We start from the raw sequence: 21493 nt of genomic DNA, 5'->3' as shown, positions 1-21493 counted from the left end.
TTTAGAAAGCTGCGGTCACGTCGCCGTTCGGCCAGGTCTCTTCGATAAAGGCCTTGGTTTCGGGGGAGTGGAGCAGTTCCTCGAGCTTGTCGATCCGTGCGTCCTTGTTACCGGTCTTCCAGACCAGGAAGTTGGCGTACGGGTTGTCCTCGGCGGATTCCACCAGCAGGGCGTCATCCGTGCTCAGACCGGCTTCGAGGATGTAGTTGCCGTTGATGATGGCCAGGTCCACGGTGGGATCACTGAGGTCGTTGACCAGCAGTTCCGGCTGGTTTTCCTGGAAGTCCAGGTCCTTGGGATTCTGTTCCTCGGTCAGGGTCAGCACGGAGGAATCGTCCGCGATGTCCTTCACAAGTCCGGCTTCCTCAAGCATCTTCAGGGCGCGGGCCTGGTTCGAGGGGTCGTTGGTAACCATCACGCGGGCGCCCTCCTTGATGGTGGAGACGTCCTCATGCTTCTCCGAGAACGCGGCGTAGGGCTCTACATGGATTCCGGCGCCGTGCTCGAACTCGTAGCCCTGGCTCTCCATCTGGGATTCCAGGTAGGGCAGGTGCTGGTAGAAGTTGACGTCGCTGTCGCCGTCATTCAGGGAGATGTTCGGCGTGACGTAGTCGTCAAACTCCTGGATCTCGATTTCCAGGCCGGTGTCCTCGGCGAGGTTGTCCCGGACAAATTCGAGGATCCGGGCGTGCGGAGTGGGGCTGGCGCCCACGGTCAGGGTTACCGGGTTTGCGGGGTCAAGGCTCTCCACGGCGCTGGAGGCGGAGTCGGATCCGCCGCAAGCCGTCAGCGCCAGGGCCGTGGCCACACCGGTGGCAACGAGGGTAAGTGTTTTACGCATCGAATGCGTTCCTTTCACGTAACCCGGGAAGCGGATGTCCGCCGCCCCGGGGAAGGTGCAGCTAGCGGCTACTGGCTGCAGGTCCGCAGGGCCCGGGGCACGCCCGGACCTTGCGAAGACGGAGACTAGACGGTGGTCTTGTCGGGTTCCCGGGCGGTGCCGGCGGGCGCGGCGTCGGGGCTGATGCCTTCTGCTGCGGCAGACGGGCGGCTGCGCCGGCCCGTGCCCGCGGCGGACCGGTGGTCCACCCGGCGGGAAACGAAATCGCCGGCCAGCTGGATGATCTGTACGAGGGCCACGATGATGATGATCGTGACCACCATGACCTGCGTGTCAAAGCGCTGGACGCCGTAGTTGTAGGCCAGCCTGCCGAGACCGCCGCCGCCGACGATGCCGGCCATGGCGGAGTAGCCCACGAGGGTCACCAGCGTGGTGGTCAGTGCGGCGACGAGGCCGGGCAGGGCCTCGCGCAGCAGCACCTTGGTGACCACCTGCATCTTCGTTGATCCCATGACCAGGGCTGCATCGATCTTGCCGCCGGCGACGTCGCGGAGCGCGTTTTCCACCAGCCGTGCAAAGAACGGGATAGTGGCGATGCTCAGCGATACCGAGGCGGCCACGGGCCCGATCGAGGTCCCGGTGATGAGGCGGGCCAGCGGAATCAGGGTGACCATCAGGATGGCGAAGGGTACCGACCGGGTGATGTTGACGATGATATCGCTGACAATCCGGTTGACGACCTTCATGGGGAGCAGGCCCCCGGGCGCACTGACGTGCAGGAACACGCCCAGCGGCAGGCCGATCAGCAGGGTGAAGAAACCGGAAATGCCGACCATCTGGAGGGTTTCCAGCACGGCTTCGGGCAGTGCCTTGGTGATTCCGGGGTTGTCGAAGAGTCCGGTCAGGAAGTTCATGCTGCCACCTCCACGGTGACGCCCTGCAGGGCGAGGTATTCATGGACGGCGGCCATGTCGGTGTGCGTGTCCAACTGGATGCGCAGCCGTCCGAAGCGGGTGCCGGCCAGCAGCTCGACGCTGCCGGCAAGGACGTTGACATCGGTGTCGAACCGGCGGGTGAGGGCGGAAAGCACCGGGTCCGACGTGGTCTGGCCCGTGAACAGCAGTTCCAGGACCGGACCGCCGGGAGACGGCGGCGTCACGGGCAGCGGGATCAGCTGTTTCGCCAGCCGGCCGCGCAGGTCGGAGGCGACCTCGCGGAGCGGGCCGTGTTCCACCACCCGTCCTGCCTCGAGCAGGGATACCGAATCGCAGATCCGCTTCACCACGTTCATCTCGTGCGTGATGATCAGGACCGTCAGGTCCAGGCGGCGGGTGAGATCGGAAATCAGGTCCAGGATGTCGTCCGTGGTGCTGGGGTCCAGGGCCGAGGTCGGCTCATCGCACAGGAGCACATCGGGATCCGAAGCCAGTGCCCGGGCGATGCCCACGCGCTGCTTCTGTCCGCCGGAAAGCTGCGCGGGGTACGCCCCGGCGCTGCCTTCGAGGCCAACGAGGGCCAGCAGTTCCTTCACGCGGGCATCGATGACGCTCTTCTTCGTGCCCACCAGCTCCAGCGGGTGGGCAATGTTGGCAGCGGCGGTGCGGGAGTCCATGAGGTTCGCGTGCTGGAACACCATGCCGATCCGGCGGCGGGCCGCGCGGATCTCGGAGTCCTTCACCGCGGTCAGCTCACGGCCGTCGATGGTGACCGAGCCCGACGTCGGCCGGTCCAGCAGGGTCAGGCAGCGGACCAGGGTGGACTTTCCGGCACCGGAGTGGCCGATGATCCCGTGGATCGAACCCTTGGGCACGCTCAGGCTCACGCCGTCCAGTGCAGTGACCGTGCGGTCGCCCTGCCGGTAGACCTTGCGAAGGTCGGTAACTGTGATCATTCGTCCTCGTCATATGCGTTCAATGGCCGGACCGGAGCATGGGGAAAGGAGCACGGTTCTGTGCCGTGCCCAAATGCCGGCTGTGCGGAGGGTGCCTGCCAATCTCGTGGCGCGAGACATTACGCGCGCGCAGGAACGCGCCGTACGCCTGGGGCGCCATCAGCGCCAAACACAGGTACCAGTATCGCATGTTGGCTGCGGCGCTCCGGCCAAAGTGACGGCCTGTGAAGAGCTGTCCGGACGCGCGGGAGCTAACGGATCAGGCCGGGTCCAGGACGGCCCCGGGCGCGTGGTCCGGCGCGGCACGCAACGGCCAGCTGCCGTCGATCACGGCTTCCGGTTCCCGGCGCCGCAGGTATTCCTGGAAGCTGGCAGCCTGGCCTGCGGCCCAGCTGACCTGTGACTCGTGCAGGGTGCGCGCATCGCACTGCAGTTCCGGATACTTCGCGGCCATCACTGATGCCACGGACAGGGTGGCCGCGACGTCGGCCGCTGAGGTGTGCGCATTCTCGAACCCCACGCCGTAGTGCTCGGCCATGGCGGTGAGGGTGCGCTTGCCGCGGCGGAACCGGTCCACCTGCTTGTCCAGGATGTACGGGTCTATCACGGGAACCGGATGGGGAGCCGTGAGGCCGAAGCGCTCGCATTCGCGGGCCAGGACCGTGAAGTCGTAGCAGGCGTTGAAAGCCAGGACGGGAATGCCTGCGGCGAACATGCCGGCCAGCACCTCGGCCACCTCGGCCGTGACGGCGGCCGGGTCCCCGCCCTCCGCCCGGGCGCGTTCATTGGTGATGCCGTGGATGGCTGCCGCCTCGGCAGGGATCGGAATCCCGGGGCAGGCCAGCCACTCGTGGTGCTGCAGGGTTTCGCCCCGGCCGTTGACCAGGATGATGGATGCGGTGACGATCCGCGCGGTCTGCGGGTCCCGGCCCGTGGTCTCCAGATCGAAGGCCGCCCGGGGAAGTTCATGCCAGCTGTTCATGCCTCAAACCTATCGGGGAGCGCTGACATTCCCGGGATTGGCCGCGGCCCGCCCGGCGTCGGTACCCTACTGGATATGCGCAGGGACTACGCCGACGCGGTGCTGGCTGTGGCCGATCTCATACCGCCCGGACGCGTGCTCTCCTATGGCGACATTGCCGAACTGCTCGACGCCGGCGGACCGCGGCAGGTGGGCGCGGTCATGTCCGCGCGCGGCTCCGAGGTGTGCTGGTGGCGGGTCCTGCGATCGTCGGGACAACCGCCGCGCTGCCATGAAGGGCGCGCCTGGGAACACTACCGGCTCGAGGGCACCCCGGTGCGCGGGACGGCGGACGACGACGGCGCGGGTTACCGGGTGCGGATCGAAGCCGCCCGCTGGCAGCCCGACGAGGCGGAATGGGACCGCTTGGACAGCCTCCGGACCGGCCTGCAGAACACCCTGCGGACCGCCCCGGATGTTCTGGACCCCACCGGGCAGCAAACACCGGGGGCGCCGATATCAGGAATGTCGGAGGGACATGATGAAGTGGAACCATGAGCGTTGAACTCCAACTCGTCGGGCCGGCTGCAAGCGCATTGTCCGCGCCCCGGCTCAGCGCGGACCAGCAGGCCGTGGTGGACCTGCCGACGGGCAGCGGCCCCGTCCTCGTCCTCGGAGCGCCGGGAACCGGCAAGTCCACCGTCCTGGTGGAAGCCGCCGTCGCACGGATTGAACGCGACGGGCTTGACCCTTCGCATCTGTTGATGCTGGCGCCTTCACGGCTTGCCGCTGCCGGCCTGCGGGACGCGCTCTCGGCACGGCTGCAGGGAACCCTGAGCACCGCCCCCGCCCGCACCTGGGCCTCCTACGCCTTCGACCTCATCCGGCGCGCCAAGACCGAAGGCCGCCTGCCCTACATCACGCGGGCTCCGAAGCTGCTCTCCGGCGCCGAACAGGACGTCATCATCAAGGAACTGCTGGCCGGGCACGGACAGCACGGGGTGCCGGAACTGCCCTGGCCGGACAGCCTGGACCTTGCCCTGGGCACCCGCGGCTTCCGGCAGGAAATCCGCCAGCTCTTCGACCGCGTCATTGAATACGGCATCTCCGCCGAGGAACTGCGCGAACTGGGACAGCGGCACGGCCGGCCGGACTGGGTGGCCGCCGCGGAACTCTACGCCGAGTACCGGGACGTCCTGGATCTGCGCATGCCGGAGTCCTTCGATCCGGCAGGCATTATCACTTCAGCCCTGAACATCCTGCACTCGGATCCGGAATTCCTGGCGGCGGAGCGGGAACGCCAGCAGCTGGTGCTGGTGGATGACCTGCAGGAAGCCAACCCGGCCATCCACAGCCTTTACGCGCTGCTGGCCGGCACCGGAGATTCCATCGCCGCCGCCTGCCCCGACACCGTGGTGCAGGGCTTCCGCGGCGCCCGCCCGGACCTGGTGGGCCTGCTGGACAGGCGTTTTGACGGACACCTCCAGACCCGCGTCCTGACCACCTCGCACCGGCTGACCGGTTCGCTGGCCGGAGCCTGGACCCGGACGGCCTCACGGATTTCCGTGGTCGGCTCCCTGCCGTCCTACCGCACCGCCGTGGCCGATGCCCGGTTCATCGGGAGGCTCCCGGCGAATGCTCAAGCCGACGGCGGCCCCGCCGACACGCCGGGCGCCGAAGTACCGGAATCCGAAGTACCGGAATCCGGCGCTGCTCCGGTTGCGGGCACGGCCGAGGCCCATGTAGTGGACACCCCCATGCATGAGCAGCGTTACGTGGCGCAGCGGATCCTGGAAGCCCAGCTCCTGCAGGGCCGTTCGCTCGAGGACATCGCCGTCATCGTCCGGACCGGCGCCCAGCTGGCGGCCCTCCAGCGCTACCTCACCGGACAGGGGATCGAAGTCAAGGTCCCCGTCGCCGAACGGGCGGTCCGCGATGAAGCCGCCGTCCGCCCGCTGCTGGACGCGTTCGCCGTCGTACTGGAACCGGACCTGCTTACCCCCGAGCTGGCAGTGTCCCTGCTGACCTCGCGCATCGGCGGCGCCAGCACGCTGGAACTGCGCCGGCTGCGGCAGGCACTGCGCCGGGAAGAGCGCAGCGCCGGCGGCGGACGGACCAGCGACGTACTGCTGGTGGAGTCACTGCTGGACCCGGAATCGGAATCCGGCCGGGCCCTTGCGGGACTGAGCTGGGACGCCCGCCCGGCCGCCCAGCGCATATCCGCCATGCTGTCCGCAGGCCGGGCAGCAGCCAAGGAACCGGGAGCGACGGCGGAGACCGTCCTGTGGGCTCTGTGGTCCGTTTCCGGCTGGTCCAAGCGCTGGGCGGAAACGGCACTGTCCGGAGGCCCGGGTGCCTCCCGTGCGGACCGGGACCTGGACGCGATCATGGCCCTGTTCCAGACTGCAGAACGCTATGTCGACCAGCTGCCCGGCTCCACCCCGGCCCAGTTCCTGGATTACCTGACCAGTTCCGAGCTGCCCATGGATACGCTGGCCGCGCGTGCCCAGCGCAGGGAGGCAGTGGAGCTGCTCACCCCGGCCAGCGCTGCCGGCCGGGAATGGCCGATGGTGATAGTCGCCGGCATCCAGCAGGACGTGTGGCCCAACCTGCGCCTGCGCGGTGAACTGCTGGGCAGCGGCGAGCTGGTGGCGGCGGTCGAGCACGGCGACAATTTCCGGGCACACCGCAGCCCGTTGACACTGATGCAGTCCATCCGCTTCGACGAGCTGCGCAGCTTCTCCACCGCCATTTCACGTGCCCGCGAAGTGCTCATCTGCACGGCCGTCTCCTCCGAAGACGAGCAGCCCTCATCTTTCCTTGACCTCGTGGCACCGCTGGAACCGGGGGCGGAAAAACGGCAGCGCACCGAGGTCCTGCGCCCGCACACGCTGCGCTCGCTGGTGGCGGAACTGCGCCGTTACGCCCAGCAGCCCGCGGAAGATCCGGAAACAGCCGCCGAAGCCGTCCATCACCTGGGGACCATGCTGAACCACCCCGTGCGGGTCCCGGGAGCCCATCCGGAGCAGTGGTGGGGGCTCGCCCCGCTGTCCAGCACCGCTCCCATCCTGCCCCCGGATGCGCGGATCCCGGTCTCGCCCTCCAAGGTCGACGCCGTGCTGAAGTCGCCCCTGAGCTGGTTCGTCTCCGCTGCGGGCGGCGAGCAGGCCACCGACTTCGCCCGCTCCCTGGGCACACTGGTGCATTCCATCGCGCAGGACATGCCCGACGCCGCCGGCAGCGAGTACGTGCAGGAGCTGCAGAAACGCTGGCCCTCCCTGGGAATGAAGGACAACTGGGAGGGGCAGATGGACTACCAGCGGGCCGAAACCATGGTCCGCAAGCTCGCCGAATACGTCATCACCATGCGCCGCAGCGGCCGGTCCCTCGTGGCGGTCGAAAAGGACTTCGAGGTGGAGCTGCCGGTGGAGATCGACGGCGCCGTCCGCACCGCCCTGCTGCGCGGGCAGATCGACCGGCTGGAAGTCGACGAGGACGGCCGGCTGTTCATCGTGGACCTGAAAACCGGCAAGTCCGCGCCGAAGAAGGACGATCTGCAGGGTCACCCGCAGCTGGCCGCCTACCAGGAGGCGGTGCGCGAAGGAGCGCTGCCGGACGCCCCTCCGGTACCCGGCGGAGCCGCCCTGGTGCAGCTCGGCACCACGAACAAGGGTGTTTCCGTCCAGGAACAGCCGCCGCTGGACCCCGAGGACACCACGGCCCGCGACATGGTCCGCGACGCGGCGGCCCTGATGTCCGCGGCGTTCTTCGAGACGGTCCACGACCCCGGCCGCAGCGGCTTTGGCGGCAACGGCTGCCGGCTGCCCGAAATCTGTCCCATCTGTGCTGAAGGAAAGCAGGTCACCGAGTGAGTGCGCCCGTAACGGTACCGGGGGAGCTGCCGGAAGCGGCGCCCGTCCCGAAGTACTCCGCCCGGGAGCTGGCGGAACTGCTGCACACCGACCCGAACTCGTCGGTGCAGTACCCCACGGATGACCAAGCCGGCATCATCGAAGGCCCCCTCGAGCCCCTGCTGGTCATCGCCGGGGCGGGCTCGGGCAAAACCAAGACGATGGCGGACCGGGTGGTCTGGCTGGTGGCCAACGAACTGGTCCGGCCCGAACAGATCCTCGGGGTCACCTTCACCCGCAAGGCTGCCGGCGAACTGGCCTCCCGCATCCGCGCGCGCCTGAACCTGCTGTATCACCAGCTCGACGCCGGACCCGGCGGAGCAGCGGATCCGGACACCGCCGCCGGCGGCGAGGAACGGATGGAGCCGAGTGTCTCCACCTACCATTCCTACGCGAACGGGATCGTGAACGACTACGGCCTGCGGATCGGCGTCGAACGCGATTCCGTGATGCTTGGCGGCGCGCAGTCGTGGCAGCTGGCCAATGAAGTGGTGGAAGCCTATTCCGGGGACTACGAACACTTCACCGCAGCCAAGTCCACCCTGGTCGGAGCGGTGCTGCAGATGGCCGGCGAATGCTCCGAACATCTGCGGACCCCGGCCGAGGTCCGTGCCGAACTCGAAGCACACGTGGCCGCCGTCTCGGCCCTGCCGTATCAGTTCGGCAAGCCGAAGGAACCCACCCAGGCAGCCAGGAAGCTGATCAACCGCCTCCGCACGCGCATCTCCGTGACCGAACTGGTGGAAGCGTACCGGCAGGCCAAGGCGGAGCGCCGGCAGCTGGACTTCGGCGACCTGGTGGAACTGGCCGCTCGGATTGCCGCCACCATCCCCGAAGCCGTGGAAATGGAGCGCGCCAAGTTCAAGGTGGTGCTGCTGGACGAGTTCCAGGACACCTCCCACGCCCAGATGGTGCTGTTCTCCAACCTGTTCGGCGACGGCCGCTCCGTTACCGCCGTGGGGGATCCGCATCAGTCCATCTACGGGTTCCGCGGGGCCTCCGCCGGGCAGCTGGGCACCTTCCGGGAGAAGTTCCCGCTGTTCACCGACAACGGGCGCGAGCTCGCGCCGCTGGCAAACCTGTCCGTGGCCTGGCGGAACTCCACCTCGGTGCTGGCGGCCGCCAACACCGTCTCCACCCCGCTCAACGGGGTTGCCCCGTGGCTTAAACACCAGCGCCTGCCGCACGTACCCGAGCTGCAGGCCAAGCCCAACGCCCCCGTCGGCGAGGTGTACCTGGGCCGCTACCTCTGCGACGTCTCGGTGGAACCCGGCAAGGGCACCCCGGAACGGATCCTGGGGGAAGCCGAGGCCGTAGCCGAGCAGGTGGCGTTCCACCGCAGCAGGACCTTCGAACGGGACGAGCGCAACCAGCCCGTGCGGCCCACCGTGGCTGTGCTGTGCCGCGGACGCAAGCAGTTCGACCCGATCCGCAAGGAACTGGAGCAACGGGGGATTCCGGTGCAGATTGTCGGACTGGGCGGACTGCTGTCCACACCGGAAGTGGTGGACCTGCTCGCTGTCCTGCGGGTCCTGGGCGACCCGGGACGTTCCGATTCGATGCTGCGGATCCTGGCCGGAGCACGGTGGCGGATCGGACCGGCGGACCTCATGGCACTGGCGGACTGGTCCCGGCACCTGGTCCGCGTCCGTGAACGGGCCGTCCGGGTTGCCGACGCCGCCGATATCCACGGCCCGGACGAAGGGCCGGACCTCGTGGTGGAGGCGGATCTGGTGGAGGCCGGCAGCCTCGTGGAAGCCGTGGACTCACTGCCGCGCCCCGGCTGGGTGTCCAACGCGGGCAGGTCCCTCTCCGAGGAGGGACTGAAGCGCCTGACGCAGCTGCGGAACGAACTGCGGGACCTGCGCGGTTTCGTCGGCGAGGACCTGACCACGCTGATCGGGGAAGTGGAACGCCGGATCCTGCTCGACATCGAGGTTGCGGCCAAGCCCGGCGTGACCCTGCACGAGTCCCGGCGGAACCTGGACGCCTTCATCGACGCCGCGGCCACCTTCAGTTCGTCCGCCGAACGGGTGGATCTGGCCGCGTTCCTCGCCTGGTTGGAAGCGGCCAACTCCGAGGAAAACGGTCTGCCCGTGACGCCGCTTGAGCCGAGCCGGGAAGCGGTCCAGCTCCTCACGGTCCACGCGTCCAAGGGCCTGGAATGGGACATCGTGGTGGTTCCGGGCCTGAACGAAGCCTCGTTCCCCAGTGACAAGGATTCACGCTGGAGCAGCGGAGATGCCGCCATCCCGTGGACCCTGCGCGGCGACAGCCTGGACCTGCCGCAGTGGGACTGGGAACAGGTGGACCAGAAGTCCTGGCTGGAAAGCGAAAAGCTCTTCAGTGAAGACGCCAAGGGCCACGCGGAACGTGAGGAACGCCGGCTTGCCTACGTGGCGTTCACCCGTGCCAAATCCGTACTGATCTGCACCTCCTCCGCCTGGGGCGGGGGACGGTCCAAGCCGCTGGCACCCTCGCGGTACCTGCAGGACCTCTACGATCTGGAGCAGTCCGGTGCTTCGGGATACCGGCTCCTGCACTGGGTCCTGCCGGAAGACGAAGGGACGGAAAACCCGGCCAACGCCGAGGCGGAGCGGGCAGTATGGCCGGTTGATCCCCTTGGACCGCGCCGGCAGGCGATGGAGACGGCGGCGGAAGCCGTGCTGGAATCGGCCGGACGCCGGGCTGCGAGGGCTGCGCGGCAGGAGGAAGGCCGGGACGAAGAAGACGCTCCGGGCCAGGGGGAAGAAGGTCTGCCCGGCCGGGATTCCGAGCCTGCCGACACTGCCGCTGCCTCCCCGGCCGGACGCTGGAGCCGCGAAACGGAACTGGTGCTGGCCCGGCACCGTCCGCCGAACGAGGTGGTGCAGGTGGAACTTCCCGCCCACATTTCGGCATCCATGCTGGTGGACCTGAAGGACAACCCGGCGGAGGTCACCCGGCAGCTCCGCCGTCCGGTGCCGCGGCAACCGGGCATGGCCGCCCGCAAGGGCACCGCTTTCCACGCCTGGGTTGAGGAATTCTTCGGTTCCAGCGGCATGCTGGATATCGACGAATACCCCGGCGCCGCTGACGCCTATGTGGATGAGGCCTATCAGTTGGAGGACATGATTGCCACGTTCGAAGCCTCGGACTGGGCACAGCGGACACCGGCCTTCATCGAGGTGCCGGTGGAAACCAAGGTGGACACCGTCGTCGTCCGCGGCCGGATCGACGCCGTGTTCCAGGATGCAGACGGCACGTGGGACCTCATCGACTGGAAGACGGGTGCGCCGCCGTCGTCGCAGAAGCTCGATGTGCGCTCCGTGCAGCTCGCCGTGTACCGGCTGGCCTGGGCGCGGCTCAAGGGGGTTCCTCTGGAGCAGGTACGGGCAGCCTTCTACTATGTGGCGGCCGACAAGCTGATCCGGCCGTACAACCTGGCCGGCGAAGACGAACTCGAGCAGATCATCCGGGAGGCAGCAAAAACCCCGTCCGCCGGATACTGATTCGGCGGACGGGGTTCGGGAGCTGGACCGGTTGGGGGCGGATCAGGGAACGGCTCGCCGGAGCGTGGCGTAGGACGTCAGGGCAAGCAGCGCACCGGCGGCAAGCACCCAGCCGGCCAGCGACAGCGGCGTCAGCTCCACTATCCAGGCACCGACGGAGGGCCAGGCCTCCCGCCAGGTGATCAGCGCAATGACTCCCAGCAGGACTGCGGCGGCGCCCACCAGTGCTGCCGTAAGTCCGACGGTCCGCCACCGCTTGTAAATGGTCGAACTCCAGAAGCCAAGCAGGAACAGCAGGACGGTGACCGCGAAATAGAAGAGGATCTGGGCGTACCAGGCGCCCTCGGCGATCCACGGGATGGCGAAGATGGCGCCCTTCATGCCCCAGCCGTCGGTCGCCTGCTCCACCAGGCCCAGCACCCAGTACAGGACCGCGAGAGCCAGGGCGACCAGGGAGAACAATCCGATGGTGCCGAGGTAGAAGGCGCGCCGGCTGACGCTGAGGGCCTGCGAGAAGGGGAAGAGCAGGGTCATGGCCTGGATCCCCAGGGCGAAGAAGTACCACATCACGGCCTGCCCGGAGCCGGAAATGATGTTCGAGGCATCACCCGGGATCATCGCGAAGATTGCCAGCGATATCAGCGTGGAGGCGGCCAGGATGATCAGCGGAATCCACAGGTAGATCCATTTATTGGTCAGCTGCATTCGCGCCACGGCTACTGCACGGTTCATTGGAAGGCCTCCAGGCTGTCTGTTGCCGCAGTGCCGGACGGCTTCTCTTCGCCATCGGCCTGCAGGGTCTTGCGGACAATGAGTTGCTGCAGGGATACCGGGGTCAGCTGCAACCCAAGCTCTGCGGCTTCCCGGCGCCCGGCGTCGTCGAGCCGGTGCTCAACAGTGACCGAGACCAGGGACCCCAGGGATTCACGGTGCAGCACCGGATACCCGGCGATGAAAGCCTCCACGATGTCCGCAGTGCCGGTGATGGTTACGGCGCTGCCCCTGATGTTCTCTGCGTCGTCATCCAAGACAATCCTGCCGCTGTCAATGACGATCACGTGCTCCAGGAGAAGGGCGACCTCGTCGATCAGATGCGAGGAAAGCACGATGGTGCGCGGATGCTCTGCGAAGTCTTCGACCAGCCGGTCGTAGAAAATCTGCCGGGCCACGGCGTCGAGCCCCAGGTACGGCTCGTCAAAGAAGGTGATTTCCGCCCGTGATGCCAGTCCGAGAATCACTCCGACGGCGGAAAGCTGGCCGCGGGAGAGCTTCTTCAACCGGCGCTTGACCGGGAGGCGGAATTCCTCCGCGAGCGAGGCGGCGAACCCGGCATCCCAGTTGGGATAAAGCAGCCCGGCGGATGCAAAAGCGTTGGCCGCGGTGAAGTCATCCGGGTACTTCTGCGATTCGCGGACGAAGCACAGCCGGCGCAGCACACGGTCATTTTCGAAGGGGTGTTCTCCGAAAACCCGTACCTCGCCGGAAGACTCGAAGCCCTGGGCCGTGAGGATGGACATCAGGGTTGTCTTGCCCGCTCCGTTGCGCCCGAGCAGCCCGTAAATGCGGCCGCCGGAGATATCCAGGTCAACGTTGTCGAGCGCTAGCTGGTCCCGGTAACGGCGTGTGAGGTTCCGGGTTTCTATCACGTTCGTGGTGCCGGCATTCATGGCGCCATGCTCCCTTCGGTGTCGACGGCGCTGCGCTGAATCAATCCGGCGAGCTGGGTGCCGTCAATACCCAGCTTCCGCGCTTCGATTGTCAGCGGACGGACGTACTGCTCGTAGAACTGTTCCCGCCGCTTCTTGAGGACGGCTTCCCTGGCTCCGGGCGCCACAAACATGCCGATGCCCCTGCGCTTATAGAGGATTCCCTCATCCACGAGGAGGTTGATGCCCTTGGCCGCCGTCGCCGGGTTGATCCGGTAAAAGGCTGCGAACTCATTGGTGGAAGGCACCTGGCTCTCCTCCTTGAGGGTTTCGTCCAGGATGTCGCCTTCGACGCGTTCGGCGATCTGCTGGAAGATCGGCCTGCTGTCATCTATCAAAGCGGCTCCCGTGGTTTCATCCCCGGGACCCAAGTGCCCGGTTCACTACTTGCTTGGTTCATTAGCGATGTAACTAACCTATAGGCGGAACCGGGACATGGCAAGGGGCCGATGAAAGAAAAAGGTGCCCCGCCGAAAAATCGGCGGGGCACCGGAGTGCCGGGGTGCGGAAACCGGTTACTTGTCCGGAACCGGGGTCAGCGGCAGGGCAGTGGTTTCAGTGCCCGGCTGACTGCTGTGTCCGTCGCGCGGGGCGCCGTCACCGGAAGCACTGTCCGCAACAGGTTCGTTGCCGGATTCCGGATCGTTCCCGGAATCAGTGTCCACGGCGGAGTCCGCGGCTTCATCCGCTTCCCCTTCCTGCTGCGGTCCCGCTGCGCGCGCCGTTGCCGGCTCCGATTCGCCGGGTTCGTCGCCGTCCGTTGCGTTCTCGGCGCCGTTTTCCGTGTCTGACCCTGTTTCGGTACCAACCACGCGGCTGACGCTGCCGGCGTCCGGGGCGGCGTCGTCGGCGCCTGACGCCGTGGGGGCCGCCTCGGGGGCAATCGGAACAACGGTAACCTTGGCGGCCGCCGGCCGGACTGCCGCCGCGGCTTCGGCTTCCGCCGCCCGGGCATCGGCAGCGCGGGCCTGGCTGTCGCGCCGGTCAGACGCTTCCTGCGCCAGTACGTCTTCTTCGAGGGTGCCGAGCATCTCCACGGCTTCGTCGACCATGGTGGCGTTCTCTGCGGCGACGCCGCGCACCAGCCACTGCGCGAGGGCAAATTCCGCAGACAATGCTGCCCGGCGGATCAGGTGTGGATCCTCGGGATCATTGCTGGCTTCCAAGTAGGCAGCGTGCACGGTCTCGGTGAACCGGGGATCGTTGGCCGCGATCAACCACGCGAAGTCATCCGCCGGGTCGCCCACCCTGAGATCGGTCCAGCCGGTGACCGCGCTGACCCGTTCGCCCGTAAGCAGGATGTTGTCTTCATGCAGGTCGCCGTGGACCACGGTGGGCTTGAAACGCCACAGCGAGACGTCTTCCAGTGCGTGCTCCCAGCGCCGCAGCAGTACGGCGGGGATCTTGCCGGTGGTGGCCGCCTGGTCCAGCTCGTTCAGGCGACGCTGCCGGAACTCGTTCGCGCTGTAGCTGGGCAGGTCCGCGGAGGTAACCAGTTCCCGGGGGATGGCGTGGATCGCGGCCATGGCCCGGCCTATCTCCGCGGCTACGGAACTTCCGGCCGTCACCAGGGCATCAATGCTCCGGAGGGCACCGGGAAGGTGGGAATAGACAAAAGTGCAGAGCTCGCCTTGGCGGACGGTGCCGGCAACATAGGGCAGGGCGAACGGCAATTCGGCCCTCACCGCCGGGACAAAGGTGCGCAGGACCAGCAGTTCGGTCTCCAGGCGCATACTGGCCTCGAGATGTTTGGGGGACCGGACGCGCCACCTGCGCCCGGCGTCGTCAAGCAGCAGCGCCGCGTCAAAATCCGCAGCGTCGTCCGGGGAACCGGCAACGCCGGTAGGGGTCAGCCCTGGGACGGCAGCGCTGGCCATTGCAGCCAATTCCATGGGGGTCCGTTTCACATCTTCAACCGTATGGGCAGATGTGGTCCGAATAACCATTGCCGGGCGGCGAGTCGTCTAAACCGTGAGGAAAACCTCAGACCGGGCACGGCTCCACGGGCCAACTACAGTTTGGGGGGAGGGAGTCAGTACGGTAGGTGGTATGAGTATCCCGGCACCGTCAGCAGAAGCATCTCCATTGGGTTTATTACCGCTGGCGCGCACGGCCGTGGACCGGGGCTCCGAGCGTCGCGTGGCACCGGATCTCTTCGAAACCATCCGTGCCGACGGCGGCACGCGGGTCATGTACCTGGCCGGCGGCCGGACCCTCGTCCGCGACGGCGTCCTGGTGCTCTTTGAACCGCCGGCGGCGGGCTTTGGCGAGGTTCCCGTCTATCTTGGCCGGACCCTCGAAGATGCGCAGGTGCCGCTGGGAACCGACGTCGTGCTGGTGACCCTGCCCGAACCGGATGATGCGCTCGCCGTGGAAGGCGCAGCCTGGGTGAGCCTGCGTGAAGCCGCAACGCATCTGGGTGCCCTGGATGCAGGACTGTTCGTCGAGGCGGCGTCCATCGCCAACTGGCACTCCGTGCACACCCACTGCCCCCGCTGCGGCGCACGGACTGTTCCGGAGCAGGGCGGCTGGGTCCGCCGCTGTCCCGAGGACGGCAGCTCCCACTTCCCGCGCACCGACCCCGCCATCATCGTTGCCGTGGTTGACGAGCAGGACCGCATCCTGCTGGGTTCGGCGGCGGCCTGGCCGGGGAACCGGTATTCCACCCTCGCCGGTTTCGTTGAACCCGGAGAATCGCTGGAGGCCGCTGTCATCCGCGAGGTGGCTGAAGAGTCCAATGTGGTTGTCCACAGCCCGCAGTACCTCGGTTCGCAGCCGTGGCCGTTCCCGTGTTCACTGATGCTGGGCTTCACCGCCCGCGCCGAGAACGCGGAGGCGAAGGCCGACGGCGTCGAAATGTCCGATGTCCGCTGGTTCAGCCGGACGGAACTCACCGATGCCGTGGCCAGCGGCGAAATCACCATTGCAGGCCCCATTTCCATCGCCCGGAACCTGATCGAGCGCTGGTACGGCGGCACCATTACCGAACCGGAGGCCAACGCCCGCGCATGAGCAGTGAATCACCAGAAGCACGAATCCTTGCAGGGCTCGACGACGAGCAGCGGGCAGTAGCCACCACCCTCACCGGTCCCCTCTGCGTCCTGGCAGGTGCCGGTACCGGTAAGACCCGTGCCATCACGCACCGGATGGCCTACGGCGTGGCCACCGGCGTCTACAAGCCGCAGCAGGTGCTGGCGGTTACCTTCACTGCGCGGGCCGCAGCGGAAATGCGCACCAGGCTCCGGGACCTCGGGGCCGGCGGCGTCCAGGCCCGGACATTCCACGCCGCCGCGCTGAAGCAGCTGCAGTACTTCTGGCCGCATACCGTCGGCGGAGCGATGCCCGGCCTGCTGGACCACAAGGCCCAGATAATCGCGGAAGCCGCGCGGCGCCTGAGGCTTTCCACCGACCGGGCCGCCATCCGGGACGTCGCCGCGGAAATCGAATGGGCTAAGGTCTCCATGCTTACCCCGGACAGCTACGTGCGGGCCGCCGGGGACCGGGAACCCCCGGCCGGCTTTGACCTGACGGCCATTTCGCGGATCTTCCAGTCCTACGAGGACGTAAAAGTGGACCGCAACATCATCGACTTCGAAGACGTCCTGCTGATCATGGTGGGGATCCTCCAGGAAGACGAGCGTGTGGCCGCGATGGTGCGGGACCAGTACCGGCACTTCGTGGTGGACGAGTACCAGGACGTTTCACCGCTGCAGCAGCGGCTCCTGGACCTGTGGCTGGGCGCCCGCAACGAACTGTGCGTGGTGGGCGATTCCAGCCAGACCATCTACTCCTTCACCGGCGCAACCCCGCGGCACCTGCTGGACTTCACCAAGCGGTTCCCCGGCGCCGACGTCGTCAAGCTGGTCCGCGATTACCGTTCCACGCCGCAGGTGGTCGGCCTGGCGAACCGGATCCTCGCAGCCCGCACGGCCGAGGGGGAGCGGAACCGGATGGCACCGGCCTGGCCCACGCCGCTGGAACTGGTGGCGCAGCGGCCGGCCGGCCCGGAACCGACGTTTACCGAATGCGCCGACGACGAAGCAGAAGCCGCGCATGTGGCCTCCTCCATCAAGGCACTGATCGAACAGGGCGTCCAGGCCAGCGAGATCGCCGTCCTCTTCCGTACCAACGGGCAGTCGCAGGCCTATGAGCAGGCGCTGGCGTCAGCCGGTATCGGCTACCAGCTGCGCGGCGGCGAGCGGTTCTTCGCACGCCGGGAGGTCCGCGACGCGGTACTGCAGCTGCGCGCGGCGTCCCGGTCCGTGGGTAACGAACCCGTGCCCCAGATGGTGCGGGACATCCTGGCTTCCCTGGGCTACACGTCCGAGGCGCCGACGGGCGGCGGCGCCACGCGGGAGCGGTGGGAATCCCTGGCCGCTCTCGTGGCGCTCGCCGAAGAGCTGCAGGTCACCCGCACCCGTGACCCGGACAGTATCTTCACCATGCAGGACTTCGCCGCGGAGCTGGAGGAACGTGCCGCGGCACAGCACGCACCCCGGGTCCAAGGGGTAACCCTGGCATCCCTGCACTCCGCCAAGGGCCTGGAATGGGACGCGGTGTTCCTGGTTGGACTGAGCGAGGGCCTGATGCCCATTTCCTTTGCGGACACCCCCGAAGCCGTCGACGAGGAACGCCGGCTGCTGTACGTGGGTATTACCCGTGCCCGGGAACACCTGGCGCTGTCCTGGTCCACGGCCCGGACACCGGGCGGGCGTGCCAACCGGAAACCGTCACGGTTCCTGGACGGACTGCGTCCCCGCACGGAGCGGGATGCCGGACGGACGGCAGGACCGGCCAAGCAGACCCGGCGCAAGGTCACCGGACCGGCAAAGTGCCGCAGCTGCGGTGCCCTGCTGAACACCGGGGCCGAACGCAAGGTCGGGCGCTGCGGGGACTGCCCGGTGACCTATGAGGAAGCTACCTTCGACGCGCTGCGGGAATGGCGCCGCGAAGCGGCCGCCGAAGCAGGTATTCCGGCCTTCGTGGTGTTCACCGACGCCACCTTGGTTGCCATAGCGGAAGACCGGCCGCCGTCGCTGAACCGGCTGGCCACGCTGCCCGGCGTCGGACCGTCGAAACTGGAGCGCTACGGCGAGGCCGTGCTGAAGGTGCTCGCGGAAAGCGCCGGCGCCTAGCCGCCGGTCGCTGGCCGCCCGCTACGCCACCCGGTTGCTGCTGCGTTGCAGGCGGCAGCCGCAGGCGGGGTGGTAGTCCAGTTTCCGCAGTTGCGGGTAGCCGTCGGACGTCCGCAGCCGCAGGACTGCGGAGAACACTGCGGGTTGATTGATTCCATCCAGGAAGACCAATGCCGCCATGGCCGCAGCTCCGGCGGCCAGGACCGACCCGGCCAGTTCCTCGCCCGATGGCCCCGATGAGTCCGGCGTGCCCGCATGCTCCTGCCCGTCGGCTTTGGCCTTGTCCGCCGCCAGGGCCTCCATTGCGGCGTACCAACCCGGATCGGTATCCGCACGGTGCCGGTCCAGGCATTCAAGGCAGGGCGTGACGCCCGGAACCACCAACGGGCCGATATCCCATCCGCCTTCCTGGGCGGTCAGCACCAGCCGGGGAACACCGTCGTCACCGTCCGGCAGATCCGGCTGCCGTCGGGGCCGTCCGGGGCCGGCCCCGACCGCGCGGACGGTCACCGCCAGATCCACTTCCGGCGGGACCTGGCGGCTCCCGTCCGCTGCCATCGTCAGCACCTGAAGGGTGGGGTCCACCCGGAACAGGTGCCGTTTGACGGCAGCTGCCCGGTTCATTCCGATATCAGTCATGGCATAAGCCGTGCCGACATCTGCGGGGCCGACCACTCCGGGGTCGGTGAGCAGAAGGGTGCCAATACCTGCGGAGGCAAGGGTACGGGCCACGAGGGCGCCTGCACGCCCCAATCCATCCACCGAGACGGCTGCAGCGGCCCGCCGCCGGATCGATTCCTCACCGTTGACCCGGTAAGCGGAAGAAAGACGCTGTGCGTCCGGGAGGAGCCGTTCCGAGCGCAGCGAGGGAATGGGGGCCGCGGTTCCCTCCTGCGGTACGAGCAGCGGGCCCAGGACCTGCAGGAGCGACGCTGCGCGGTCCGGTGGAAGGGACAATCCAGCTGCGGTGGCCGCTTCGGCACCGTCCGGAACGCCTTGACGCAGCGCCTCCAGGAAAGCGATATCGGCGTCCTGGAGGTTGCGCAGCAGCAGGGATCCTGAACCGATCCCCAGTTGCCGGGCTCCCGGTGAAACTTCCAGCACGTGAATTCCAGGATTGATCCGCATGGCCTGCTCCCGTGGTCCGGTTCTTCCTGCCTGCTGCCCGCCCTTGCCTCCCGGGCTGTCGACACTGCCCGCTCAGCGGGGCTGCTGACCATGCTGGCACGGTGTTGCCCTACGTTCCGGGTTATCCACAGGCTGCAGGGCTGTCGGCGGCGGCGGCTAGGCTTGGAATATGCCATCCCCGCACCGGACCGCCGACGTTTCAATCCCGGCCACCACCAGCACCGGTATACCGATCCAGGTTCGTCGGTCCGCCCGGCGGAAGCGGACGGTCAACGCCGTCTTCCGTGACGGGGTGGCGCTGATTTCCATCCCTGCGCACTTTTCTACTGCGCAGGAGGCGGAATGGGTGCGGCGGATGGTGGCGAGGCTGGAAGAGCGCGCGGCCGGCGTGCCGGATCCGGAAACCAGCGAGAGCGAGCTGATGCTGCGTGCCGCGGAACTATCCCGGATCTACCTCTCCGGCCGTGCCCGTCCGCAGTCCGTCCGCTGGGTGAGCAACCAGAACTCGCGCTGGGGATCGGCCACCCCCGGCAGGGGCACCATCCGGCTTTCCGACAAGCTTCAGGGCATGCCTGAATGGGTCATCGACTACGTGCTGCTTCATGAACTCGCCCACCTACTGGTGCCCTCGCACGGTCCGGCCTTCTGGCGCCTCCTGGAAAGCTATCCGCAGACGGAGACCGCCAAGGCCTTTCTCTCCGGAGCAGCGTTTGCCAGCGCCCGCGGCCTGAAGGGCGAGATGGGGGAGGATTAAGCAGTCCTTAAACGCAGCTGCTCCAGAGGCTGTTGCCTCTGGAGCAGCTGCGGGGTGCTGCCGGTCAGCTAGCTGGCGCCGGGTTTCCCTTCGTCGCCGTCGCCGTCGGCCTTCTCCCCGTCTCCGTCGCCGTCGGTGCTTTCGGCTGCCGGCGTATCCGTTGCAGCTTCCCCGGAACCTTCTTCTTCGGAGCCCGATTCGTCGGCAGGGGTGTCGAATCCGCCGTCGAGGAGGCGCTTCAGAGCGGCATCGACGTCTGAGTCGGCCGCTTCGAGAAGCTCGCGACGCCGGCTGAAGCCCTTGGGATCATCGAGGTCCTCGGAGGTCGGCAGGAGATCCGGGTGCTGCCAGACGGCGTCGCGGCCCTCAATGCCGCGTTCCTCCGTGAGATGCGCCCACAGTGCAGCGGCATCGCGCAGCCGCCGCGGCCGCAGCTCCAGGCCCACCAGGGAAGCGAACGTGTGTTCGGCGGGACCGCCGCTGGCGCGGCGGCGGCGGATCATTTCCCGAAGAGCCCCCGCAGAGGGCAGGTTTACGGTGGCAGCGGCAGTGACCTCGTCCACCCAGCCCTCCACCAGGGCCAGGGCGGTTTCCAGCCGTTCAAGGGCGGCATCCTGGGCCGGCGTGCGCTGGGGCTGGAAGACTCCGCCGGACAGGGCAGCCTGAATGGACTCGGGATTGGCCGGGTCGATTTCCCGGGCGGCTTCCTCGATCTTCGACATATCGATGTGGATGCCGCGGGCATAGCTTTCGATGGTGCCGAAGAGGTGGGATGCAAGCCACGGTGCCTGCGCGAAGAGGCGTGCGTGGGCTGCTTCCCGGACGGCAAGGTACAGGCGGATTTCCGCTTCCGGGATGTCCAGGCCTTCGCCGAAGGCCGCAACGTTGGCGGGCAGCAGCGCCATGGTTCCGGCGGCGAGCGGCAGGCCGACGTCGGTGGAACTCACCACTTCCTTGGACAGTGCCCCTACGGCCTGGCCGAGCTGGATGCCGAACATTGCTCCGCCCATGTTGGCGAGCATGGAGGACGCCCCGCCCATCATCGACTTCATTTCTTCGGGCATCTGCGTGGTGATGGCGTTGGAAAGTGCTTCTGAAATGCTCACCGCCACCGGTTCCGTCAGGCGGCGCCAGGAATCCATCGTGGCTTCAACCCACTCCGCCCGCGACCAGGCGCGGCCAAGGCTGGCGGTGGAGGCGAAATCGGTGACGGGGTCCAGCCAGAGCTCGGCCAGGTGCAGTGCCTCGTCAACCTCGCGGGCCGCCGTCGGGCCGGTGGAAGGGTCGCTGCCGGTTGCTGCCACCCGCCGGGCATTGTCCTTGGCCAGCTGCCAGTTCACCGGACCGTCCGAGGAAGCACTGAACATGGCCTGGACCTGCTGGAAGATCATGGCCATGGCGTTGGGGTCCGAGGGCAGCCCGGCCGCCTTCGCCAGCTCGGTAGGATCCATGCCGCCCGCACCGCCGGCGCCGAACAGGCGCGCGAGCATTTCGGACAGCGGATCCTGCGGGTTGTCCCCGCGGTCGGATGGATTGGAACTCATGGGATACCACCGGTCCTGTGGAAGAAGATAAAGCGGAAAATACTGCTGAAGATATTGTGTGCGATGCCCGGCACCTGCCGACCATATTCCCCTTACGCTACCCGCAGGGTCCAATCCCTGTCCCGCACAGC

General features: G+C 67.5%; 16 protein-coding genes. 6 read left to right on the top strand and 10 right to left on the bottom strand.

Features of this window, described 5'->3' with window-relative positions; translation table 11 throughout:
* Nucleotide 1: 1 nt before the first annotated feature.
* From LOC56_RS01210 to LOC56_RS01195, 4 genes are all read right to left on the bottom strand, one after another.
* A complete protein-coding gene (locus LOC56_RS01210) occupies nucleotides 2-841 on the bottom strand; it encodes a MetQ/NlpA family ABC transporter substrate-binding protein (RefSeq protein WP_229949761.1) in 840 nt (279 codons plus the stop codon).
* 125 nt (nucleotides 842-966) lie between these two features.
* Complete coding sequence (locus LOC56_RS01205; RefSeq protein ID WP_229949759.1) at nucleotides 967-1755, bottom strand: methionine ABC transporter permease; 789 nt, start codon at nucleotides 1753-1755, stop codon at nucleotides 967-969.
* Nucleotides 1752-2732 (bottom strand): methionine ABC transporter ATP-binding protein, encoded by a 981-nt coding sequence (locus LOC56_RS01200; RefSeq protein WP_229949758.1) that lies wholly within the window; start codon nucleotides 2730-2732, stop codon nucleotides 1752-1754. The genes LOC56_RS01205 and LOC56_RS01200 overlap by 4 nt, the downstream gene beginning before the upstream one ends.
* A gap of 259 nt (nucleotides 2733-2991) precedes the next feature.
* Complete coding sequence (locus tag LOC56_RS01195; protein ID WP_229949757.1) at nucleotides 2992-3714, bottom strand: 3'-5' exonuclease; 723 nt, start codon at nucleotides 3712-3714, stop codon at nucleotides 2992-2994.
* A gap of 75 nt (nucleotides 3715-3789) precedes the next feature.
* Here LOC56_RS01195 and LOC56_RS01190 point away from each other — a divergent pair, with 75 nt between their 5' ends.
* From LOC56_RS01190 to LOC56_RS01180, 3 genes are read left to right on the top strand one after another with little or no spacing between them, the layout of a single operon-like run.
* On the top strand, nucleotides 3790-4251 hold the full coding sequence (locus tag LOC56_RS01190; protein WP_229949756.1) for an MGMT family protein: 462 nt from the start codon (nucleotides 3790-3792) through the stop codon (nucleotides 4249-4251).
* The gene (locus LOC56_RS01185) at nucleotides 4248-7565 is read left to right on the top strand and encodes an ATP-dependent helicase (RefSeq protein ID WP_229949755.1); all 3318 of its coding nucleotides are present in this window, start codon (nucleotides 4248-4250) and stop codon (nucleotides 7563-7565) included. The genes LOC56_RS01190 and LOC56_RS01185 overlap by 4 nt, the downstream gene beginning before the upstream one ends.
* Entirely contained in the window at nucleotides 7562-11095 is a 3534-nt protein-coding gene (locus tag LOC56_RS01180; RefSeq protein ID WP_229949753.1) for an ATP-dependent helicase, read from the top strand. Before LOC56_RS01185 ends, LOC56_RS01180 begins: the two co-directional genes overlap by 4 nt.
* A gap of 42 nt (nucleotides 11096-11137) precedes the next feature.
* On the opposite strand, the gene LOC56_RS01175 is transcribed toward LOC56_RS01180, so the two are convergent.
* The 4 genes from LOC56_RS01175 to LOC56_RS01160 all read right to left on the bottom strand — a co-directional run bounded on the left by LOC56_RS01175 (nucleotide 11138) and on the right by LOC56_RS01160 (nucleotide 14708).
* Complete coding sequence (locus LOC56_RS01175; protein WP_229949751.1) at nucleotides 11138-11827, bottom strand: hypothetical protein; 690 nt, start codon at nucleotides 11825-11827, stop codon at nucleotides 11138-11140.
* The gene (locus LOC56_RS01170; protein WP_229949749.1) at nucleotides 11824-12762 is read right to left on the bottom strand and encodes an ABC transporter ATP-binding protein; all 939 of its coding nucleotides are present in this window, start codon (nucleotides 12760-12762) and stop codon (nucleotides 11824-11826) included. Before LOC56_RS01170 ends, LOC56_RS01175 begins: the two co-directional genes overlap by 4 nt.
* The gene (locus LOC56_RS01165) at nucleotides 12759-13139 is read right to left on the bottom strand and encodes a GntR family transcriptional regulator (protein ID WP_227918398.1); all 381 of its coding nucleotides are present in this window, start codon (nucleotides 13137-13139) and stop codon (nucleotides 12759-12761) included. The genes LOC56_RS01170 and LOC56_RS01165 overlap by 4 nt, the downstream gene beginning before the upstream one ends.
* Before the next feature lie 177 nt (nucleotides 13140-13316).
* Nucleotides 13317-14708: a phosphotransferase gene (locus LOC56_RS01160; RefSeq protein ID WP_229949748.1), complete on the bottom strand. Its 1392-nt coding sequence runs from the start codon at nucleotides 14706-14708 to the stop codon at nucleotides 13317-13319.
* A 142-nt stretch (nucleotides 14709-14850) separates the two neighbouring features.
* Here LOC56_RS01160 and nudC point away from each other — a divergent pair, with 142 nt between their 5' ends.
* Together nudC and LOC56_RS01150 are read left to right on the top strand one after the other, a co-directional pair.
* Complete coding sequence (nudC, locus tag LOC56_RS01155; protein WP_229949746.1) at nucleotides 14851-15813, top strand: NAD(+) diphosphatase; 963 nt, start codon at nucleotides 14851-14853, stop codon at nucleotides 15811-15813.
* Complete coding sequence (locus LOC56_RS01150) at nucleotides 15810-17936, top strand: ATP-dependent DNA helicase UvrD2 (RefSeq protein ID WP_229949744.1); 2127 nt, start codon at nucleotides 15810-15812, stop codon at nucleotides 17934-17936. The genes nudC and LOC56_RS01150 overlap by 4 nt, the downstream gene beginning before the upstream one ends.
* Nucleotides 17937-17957: 21 nt before the next feature.
* Here the strand turns inward: LOC56_RS01150 and LOC56_RS01145 are convergent, their stop codons facing one another.
* Nucleotides 17958-19064, bottom strand: coding sequence for a ThiF family adenylyltransferase (locus LOC56_RS01145; RefSeq protein ID WP_229949740.1), 1107 nt, complete (start codon nucleotides 19062-19064; stop codon nucleotides 17958-17960).
* Nucleotides 19065-19233: 169 nt separating this feature from the next.
* Between LOC56_RS01145 and LOC56_RS01140 the strand changes: the two genes are divergently transcribed.
* Nucleotides 19234-19818, top strand: coding sequence for a M48 metallopeptidase family protein (locus LOC56_RS01140; protein WP_229949738.1), 585 nt, complete (start codon nucleotides 19234-19236; stop codon nucleotides 19816-19818).
* 68 nt (nucleotides 19819-19886) lie between these two features.
* On the opposite strand, the gene LOC56_RS01135 is transcribed toward LOC56_RS01140, so the two are convergent.
* Nucleotides 19887-21362 carry a zinc-dependent metalloprotease gene (locus LOC56_RS01135; RefSeq protein WP_229949736.1) on the bottom strand — a complete coding sequence of 492 codons (1476 nt, stop codon included), beginning with the start codon at nucleotides 21360-21362 and terminating at the stop codon, nucleotides 19887-19889.
* Nucleotides 21363-21493 lie beyond the last annotated feature (131 nt).

Origin of the sequence: Arthrobacter sp. zg-Y179 (assembly GCF_020907345.1) — a bacterium.
In the GTDB taxonomy this organism is placed as follows: Bacteria; Actinomycetota; Actinomycetes; order Actinomycetales; family Micrococcaceae; genus Arthrobacter_B; species Arthrobacter_B jinronghuae.
Note: the sequence above shows the minus strand (reverse complement) of the source record. Positions and strands in the feature narration are given on the sequence as shown.

Bases quoted from the DNA above. Each gene is read 5' to 3' on its own strand.
- LOC56_RS01210 (WP_229949761.1), bottom strand. From the start codon at position 841: ATGCGTAAAACACTTACCCTCGTTGCCACCGGTGTGGCCACGGCCCTG.
- LOC56_RS01145 (WP_229949740.1), bottom strand. From the start codon at position 19,064: ATGCGGATCAATCCTGGAATTCACGTGCTGGAAGTTTCACCGGGAGCC.
- LOC56_RS01200 (WP_229949758.1), bottom strand. From the start codon at position 2,732: ATGATCACAGTTACCGACCTTCGCAAGGTCTACCGGCAGGGCGACCGC.
- LOC56_RS01205 (WP_229949759.1), bottom strand. From the start codon at position 1,755: ATGAACTTCCTGACCGGACTCTTCGACAACCCCGGAATCACCAAGGCA.
- LOC56_RS01195 (WP_229949757.1), bottom strand. From the start codon at position 3,714: ATGAACAGCTGGCATGAACTTCCCCGGGCGGCCTTCGATCTGGAGACC.
- nudC (WP_229949746.1), top strand. From the start codon at position 14,851: ATGAGTATCCCGGCACCGTCAGCAGAAGCATCTCCATTGGGTTTATTA.
- LOC56_RS01175 (WP_229949751.1), bottom strand. From the start codon at position 11,827: ATGAACCGTGCAGTAGCCGTGGCGCGAATGCAGCTGACCAATAAATGG.
- LOC56_RS01150 (WP_229949744.1), top strand. From the start codon at position 15,810: ATGAGCAGTGAATCACCAGAAGCACGAATCCTTGCAGGGCTCGACGAC.
- LOC56_RS01190 (WP_229949756.1), top strand. From the start codon at position 3,790: ATGCGCAGGGACTACGCCGACGCGGTGCTGGCTGTGGCCGATCTCATA.
- LOC56_RS01140 (WP_229949738.1), top strand. From the start codon at position 19,234: ATGCCATCCCCGCACCGGACCGCCGACGTTTCAATCCCGGCCACCACC.
- LOC56_RS01185 (WP_229949755.1), top strand. From the start codon at position 4,248: ATGAGCGTTGAACTCCAACTCGTCGGGCCGGCTGCAAGCGCATTGTCC.
- LOC56_RS01170 (WP_229949749.1), bottom strand. From the start codon at position 12,762: ATGAATGCCGGCACCACGAACGTGATAGAAACCCGGAACCTCACACGC.
- LOC56_RS01135 (WP_229949736.1), bottom strand. From the start codon at position 21,362: ATGAGTTCCAATCCATCCGACCGCGGGGACAACCCGCAGGATCCGCTG.